This window comes from Desulfopila aestuarii DSM 18488 (genome assembly GCF_900143695.1).
GTDB classification, from domain to species: Bacteria; Desulfobacterota; Desulfobulbia; order Desulfobulbales; family Desulfocapsaceae; genus Desulfopila; species Desulfopila aestuarii.
Window position 1 is genome coordinate 1 of the sequence record NZ_FRFE01000078.1, and the last position, 5,129, is coordinate 5,129.

Annotated in this window: 8 protein-coding genes; 4 read left to right on the forward strand and 4 right to left on the reverse strand. The window is 44.5% G+C overall.

Annotated features, from left to right (window positions below; translation table 11 throughout):
- Positions 1-225 precede the first annotated feature (225 nt).
- The 4 genes from vapB to BUF15_RS26195 all read left to right on the forward strand — a co-directional run bounded on the left by vapB (position 226) and on the right by BUF15_RS26195 (position 1,611).
- Entirely contained in the window at positions 226-459 is a 234-nt protein-coding gene (gene vapB / locus BUF15_RS26180) for a type II toxin-antitoxin system VapB family antitoxin (protein WP_073617294.1), read from the forward strand.
- Positions 459-863, forward strand: a complete 405-nt coding sequence (gene vapC, locus BUF15_RS26185) for a type II toxin-antitoxin system tRNA(fMet)-specific endonuclease VapC (protein WP_073617296.1) — start codon at positions 459-461, stop codon at positions 861-863. Before vapB ends, vapC begins: the two co-directional genes overlap by 1 nt.
- A 275-nt stretch (positions 864-1,138) precedes the next feature.
- Positions 1,139-1,423 carry a hypothetical protein gene (locus tag BUF15_RS26190; protein ID WP_073617298.1) on the forward strand — a complete coding sequence of 95 codons (285 nt, stop codon included), beginning with the start codon at positions 1,139-1,141 and terminating at the stop codon, positions 1,421-1,423.
- Positions 1,423-1,611 (forward strand): hypothetical protein, encoded by a 189-nt coding sequence (locus BUF15_RS26195; protein ID WP_073617300.1) that lies wholly within the window; start codon positions 1,423-1,425, stop codon positions 1,609-1,611. Before BUF15_RS26190 ends, BUF15_RS26195 begins: the two co-directional genes overlap by 1 nt.
- Before the next feature lie 332 nt (positions 1,612-1,943).
- Here the strand turns inward: BUF15_RS26195 and BUF15_RS26200 are convergent, their stop codons facing one another.
- The 4 genes from BUF15_RS26200 to BUF15_RS26215 form a co-directional block, all read right to left on the reverse strand.
- On the reverse strand, positions 1,944-2,888 hold the full coding sequence (locus BUF15_RS26200) for a tyrosine-type recombinase/integrase (protein WP_073617302.1): 945 nt from the start codon (positions 2,886-2,888) through the stop codon (positions 1,944-1,946).
- Between the two features lie 79 nt (positions 2,889-2,967).
- Positions 2,968-3,303, reverse strand: coding sequence for a hypothetical protein (locus tag BUF15_RS26205; protein ID WP_073617304.1), 336 nt, complete (start codon positions 3,301-3,303; stop codon positions 2,968-2,970).
- Between the two features lie 726 nt (positions 3,304-4,029).
- A complete protein-coding gene (locus BUF15_RS26210) occupies positions 4,030-4,257 on the reverse strand; it encodes a type II toxin-antitoxin system RelE/ParE family toxin (protein WP_073617306.1) in 228 nt (75 codons plus the stop codon).
- Positions 4,257-4,526 carry a CopG family ribbon-helix-helix protein gene (locus BUF15_RS26215; RefSeq protein WP_073617308.1) on the reverse strand — a complete coding sequence of 90 codons (270 nt, stop codon included), beginning with the start codon at positions 4,524-4,526 and terminating at the stop codon, positions 4,257-4,259. Before BUF15_RS26215 ends, BUF15_RS26210 begins: the two co-directional genes overlap by 1 nt.
- Positions 4,527-5,129: the final 603 nt, after the last annotated feature.

Genomic DNA, 5,129 nt, shown 5'->3' on the forward strand with positions numbered 1-5,129 from the left:
TACGTAACAGTTCGGTCAGCGGGTCTTCGACAAACTCTCCTGGCTTTTTCAGTGTGATAACTTTACTGTTGATCATGACGTATCCTTTTTTGTTGGAATTCTGTTTTGGCGAACTGATTCCAACAGGATACGTCATTTCTTTTTAAATTCTCCCTCAAACACCACTTTTGAGCATAACTCATATACTCTTTGTATATAGCAAATACATTTTAAGGAGACTTGATCATGGAAATAGGAACCGTCTTTGTAAATAATAGAACTCAAGCAGTGAGATTGCCGGTTGAAAGCAGGTTTCCCGATGATGTTAAGAAAGTTGTTGTGCGGATTGTCGGCAAAGATAGAGTGCTTTCCCCTGTAGAGAATACATGGGACAGTTTCTTTCTCTCAGAAGATGGTGTAACGGACGATTTCATGCAGGAACGGGCTTCACAAGACCAGTCTGAAAGGGAGTCCTTATAATGCTGAAGTATATGCTGGACACCAATATTGTTATCTATGTCCTCAAGCGGCGGCCTATTGAGGTTTTAGACACTTTCAATGACCATGCAGAGCAGATGTGTATAAGTTCGATCACCTTGGCCGAACTTTTACATGGTGTTGAAAAAAGTTCTATGGTCTCCCATAATCTACGCAAAGTTGAAGACTTTGTATCCCGTTTGGAAGTCTTGTTCTATGACGATAATGCTGCTGCTCATTATGGACAGATCAGAGCGGATCTGGAAAAGAAGACACCTATCGGGGTTAATGATTTGCATATTGCCGGTCATGCACGGAGCAAATCTTTGATCCTGGTCACAAATAACGTGCGTGAGTTTGAACGGGTTGAAGGCATACGTTTGGAAAATTGGATTGAATCAAAATAGCTGAAACTAGTTCGTATTATTGATACCACTTTTAGGTCGACCACCAGTTCCCGATCCGGCTAGAACTGTCTCTTCTTTTCATTGTAACAGGTTGATAAGTGATAAAAAAACGCAGCCAATTCAGATACTGACCAAAATTCTTATGGTGGAATGTGTATCTTTGTCTGGCGGCCTCCTTCTTTTCTGTATCAGAGATTTTGATTGGGTAATGTTGCACATGTGCTGCACATGTGCTATTTTATTTATAACCAAGAAAATGATGCAAGGAGGCTAAAATGAGCGGCGTAGCACAAAGCGAAACGATGTTAAGGAAACCTATCCTCATGCCGCCAAGCATGATTAAGAAGGTTGATAAGATTGCAAAACGAAAAAAGGTATCCTTTGCTGAAGTTGTTCGAGAAGCAGTAGATGCTTTCGGTGGGAAACCAACAACAGAAGATGAGCTAATTCTCGAAGCCCTCGCAGATACCATGATCGAAACTACTAAAAACCTCATAACAAGGATTGAAGAGATAGAGAAGCGCCTCGACAATACACATGCCCTTTTGGAGGGTGAATAATGGGTGTCAGTGAAAAGGTTATGGATGCATTAAAGGCAGGTATCCTCCTGAACGAGAGAGTGACATCTCTACTGAATAAAGTTGACCGAATAGATCAGGATCTTCGGAAGATGAACGATAGACTTGTTCGTCTGGAGACGATGGTGGAGATCGCTCAAGCACAAACAAAAATGATTGAACCTAAATAGCCAAGGTCCAAGTGGGATCTGCCCCTTTGGATGCTTGGCATCCTCTTCGGCCTGAAGGCAGAAGATTCCAACAACAGGCTGCGCACAGGCATACGCATCTGAGTAGCCCCTTCTTAGTGGGTTCCTGTTGCTGGCGGAATTACATCACTGCTCACACTTTACAGGCGAACTGGGCGAGTCCCGCCCATCATCAGCCTTGATGAACAGCCTGAAAGGTGCTTCCTGCAAGGTCTTGCGGCGGTGCGCTGATCTCCATTATCCGGCAGCTTGTAGAACAGCAACCGACGCCGAAAACGCGGACGCTCATTCCCCTACTTTAAGGAAGGCGTCAGCTACGCCGATTTCTTATCAAGGAGCGAAAAGCTCTCCCCTCGATCAATAGCTTTTCTTCTCTGCTCATCATCGGTATGTTGATAGATCATGGTCGTTTCAATTCGCTTGTGACCAAGTATGCTCTGCACTGTCGGCAGGTCAGCTCCGTTCCGGCACATCATTGTTCCTCCAGCATGGCGCAGGAGGTGGGGACCATAAGAGAGCTTGTTGAGTTTGCAATTCCGCAATAGATATTGCGCGACGATCTTTTGCGCACCTCGTACACCTAAAGGTCGGATTTTGCCTTTATACCTTTTGGCAGTAATAAAGAGGCTATCGCTTTGCTCGTAGGATTGTCTGTATTCGAGCATCTCCATGATATGCTCCAGGGTCTCATCCTTCACAGGGAGCATTTGCTGGTGTCCACCCTTCCGAGTGACCAAGATCAACCTATCTTCGAAAAAGACATCTTGAACACGTAACGCCACAAGTTCGCTTACACGGATCGCTGGATTGAGCAATAGATCCAAAATAACAAGGTCTCGAGAAATTATGGCTGGGTTCTTCTTCTCAAAGACACTGCTGTACACACTTCGAATCTCGTCGTTACTAGGGATGATCCTCTCTTTTTTGTATATCTTCGGGGTAGGCAGCAGGTTTGCGATGTTGTCAATGACGACATAATGCTCTTCAAGGAACTCGTAGAAATGTGCCAGGTAGCGCTTCTGGGTGACCCTGGTGCTGTTCGCAAGAGTCCTGGATTTGAAATACTCTTGGAGAAAGGTCTTGCTTGATTCACTGGGAGTCTTAACACCACGCTTAAGGGCAAATGAGGCAACTTTCTCAAGCAGATTGATCCTCATCTTGATGGTTGATTCTGCATGTCGGCCAGAATCGTGCAATTCCTCTCTGTATTTTTCAAGGGCTTCCTTCCATGTCCAGTGACGATTTATCAAATCATCCATTATTGCACCACATGTTTGTTATGTACTTCTGGGCACGCCTTCAATTATGCCTAACAGATATGACCCCTCGACGGTGTCTTCATGCTTGCTTGACGGAAGCACTCTTCACTTCAATTTTAATCTCTTGGATCGATGAACTCTTCCCATCATTGCCTTTCAGGTTGAGCTTTTCACAGATCTCGTCAAACATGCCTGGATTGTTAGTTCCGTTACATACTGAACGATTTAGCTGAATGATTTGATTATTTTTCAATAATCCCTCGGATGTCGCAAGTTTTGCGATTTCATCCCTGAAACGATCATTGATTGCTTCTTCAAGAATTTCATCGCGCTTTTTACCAAGCAAATGCTTAAGTGACTCAAGCTTGTCAAAAGTCGATTCATCGCAAGAAAAGTGCACTCTCTTTGTTGGCATAGGACATCTCCTGAATTATGACATAAATGGATTGTATTGAAACAATAATCATGTTCACACACATAATGTGACATTTATCACAATACTACTTAAATGAGAAGCTAATATGTATATTATGCCATTTAATAAAAATATAGTTCGTAATATCCAAACGGTCAATTTCAGCAACTGTAGGAGGTGTATAGGTGTCAGCATACCCCTTTTCCTTCATCATAGTTCGTAATACTATACATATTACGAACAATGAAGGATATTTTTCTATTTCAAAGAGAAATAATGAGAGGAGGTTGCCAACAGTGGTTGTTTTGCACGTGTATTCTTTGTGCTATATTTGAGGATTTAGACGAAGAATGGGCGCAATTGAACTTTACAGAGAGAATCAACAAGAAATGAGAAAAAGACAATAAATGAAAAAATAATGGGCTATTTCACGCGGGACCATCTGTCCACATGTTGGAAGGGGAAACTGATGTGAATGGAGAGAATATTGCCAAGATCCGAATCATAGCAATTGTGATAAACAGTCAGACGACCCAGAACTTCGCTTTGAACAGGAGGGTCTGATCTTTCCTCAAAGTGGTGGACATGGGAAGCGAGCTTGAATCACGACTCCTTGCCGCCTTCCAGCAAGGCGGTCAGTGATTTTCGATATGCATTGGGACGATGTTATCCGAATGCTTACGTGTCATCTTAACGCTCCTATCGGGTATGCCATAACTGCAGCACCTAAATGATTGAAACCTGAATCTCATATTCCCCGACCAGAATTCGCCGTACCTCGCGCGGTTCGAACTGGAACAGTTGCTCGCCAATGCGCGGATTGGTCAGCAGAATTGTCGGAGCTTGGGTCGGCGCCTGAACCGCCCTCGCAGCAGCAGGTTTGTTCATCGGAGCCAAGAATTCATACAAGCGCGTCAAGTCCGAGAACGCCTTGCTGGTCGACTTCAGCTCCATCAGCGTGGTAACGGCACCGACTGATCGGTTTCAAGACTGTCAACCCACGCCTGCACGGTCTGGTGATCGATGACGCTGCCGGCGTCCACGTCGGCCAGCGCCTCGTGGGTCAGGCGGTCGCGCTCATCCTCCTGGGCGATCCATGCCGAGAGCGCCTGTTTCATGATCCTGCCACGCGAACGCTCCAGTCGTGCGGCCATCTGATCGACCTTATCGGCCAGAGGTAGCGGCACGTGTGCGGTGATTACTTTGGTTCCTGCTTGCGTCATTTTGCACCTCCTTTATCGGAACTTGACCTTGCCGCAGACGGTAAGATCTGAAAATAGATGTGCTCCCAAACAGGAGCCCTGCTCGATATGATTAATCAAAATAATTCACAATGAATCGGTCAAGCAAAATGTCAGATTGAAGCACCTCTATACTGACAATTGGAACTATCATGGTTGATGGTGTGGCAATTGCAATTTTCACGGACACCTGAAGCGCACTTAGGGCGCAACCTTTTCTGAGAGCACTCAAGAATAAGGTCAGCTATGCCTTCCTGCAACTGAGGTAAATAAGTTCATGGATAACATCTTTTCTCAGATTCCTTTTTTGTTGTCAGGAATTTGTAAGAGCAGAACTTCCTGGATACAGGAATAATGTCCTGTTTAAGGATTAATCAAAACACCTATGATTATACATGCCAATACTTATACGTAGACTATGCGTAGCGGCCAGCTAACAAAATCGCCTGGATCTATAATAATGATTGTGCCCACTGCGTATGTGATGGTAACGCCCCTACTTGATTCCAGGGTATCATTCTCTCAGAAAGGGTAGTAGTGTTGTCACTAACACAAAATCCGAAAGAGAAAAATGACTTGATGAGG

Bases quoted from the DNA above. Each gene is read 5' to 3' on its own strand.
- vapB (WP_073617294.1), top strand. From the start codon at position 226: ATGGAAATAGGAACCGTCTTTGTAAATAATAGAACTCAAGCAGTGAGA.
- vapC (WP_073617296.1), top strand. From the start codon at position 459: ATGCTGAAGTATATGCTGGACACCAATATTGTTATCTATGTCCTCAAG.
- BUF15_RS26190 (WP_073617298.1), top strand. From the start codon at position 1,139: ATGAGCGGCGTAGCACAAAGCGAAACGATGTTAAGGAAACCTATCCTC.
- BUF15_RS26195 (WP_073617300.1), top strand. From the start codon at position 1,423: ATGGGTGTCAGTGAAAAGGTTATGGATGCATTAAAGGCAGGTATCCTC.
- BUF15_RS26200 (WP_073617302.1), bottom strand. From the start codon at position 2,888: ATGGATGATTTGATAAATCGTCACTGGACATGGAAGGAAGCCCTTGAA.
- BUF15_RS26205 (WP_073617304.1), bottom strand. From the start codon at position 3,303: ATGCCAACAAAGAGAGTGCACTTTTCTTGCGATGAATCGACTTTTGAC.
- BUF15_RS26210 (WP_073617306.1), bottom strand. From the start codon at position 4,257: ATGGAGCTGAAGTCGACCAGCAAGGCGTTCTCGGACTTGACGCGCTTG.
- BUF15_RS26215 (WP_073617308.1), bottom strand. From the start codon at position 4,526: ATGACGCAAGCAGGAACCAAAGTAATCACCGCACACGTGCCGCTACCT.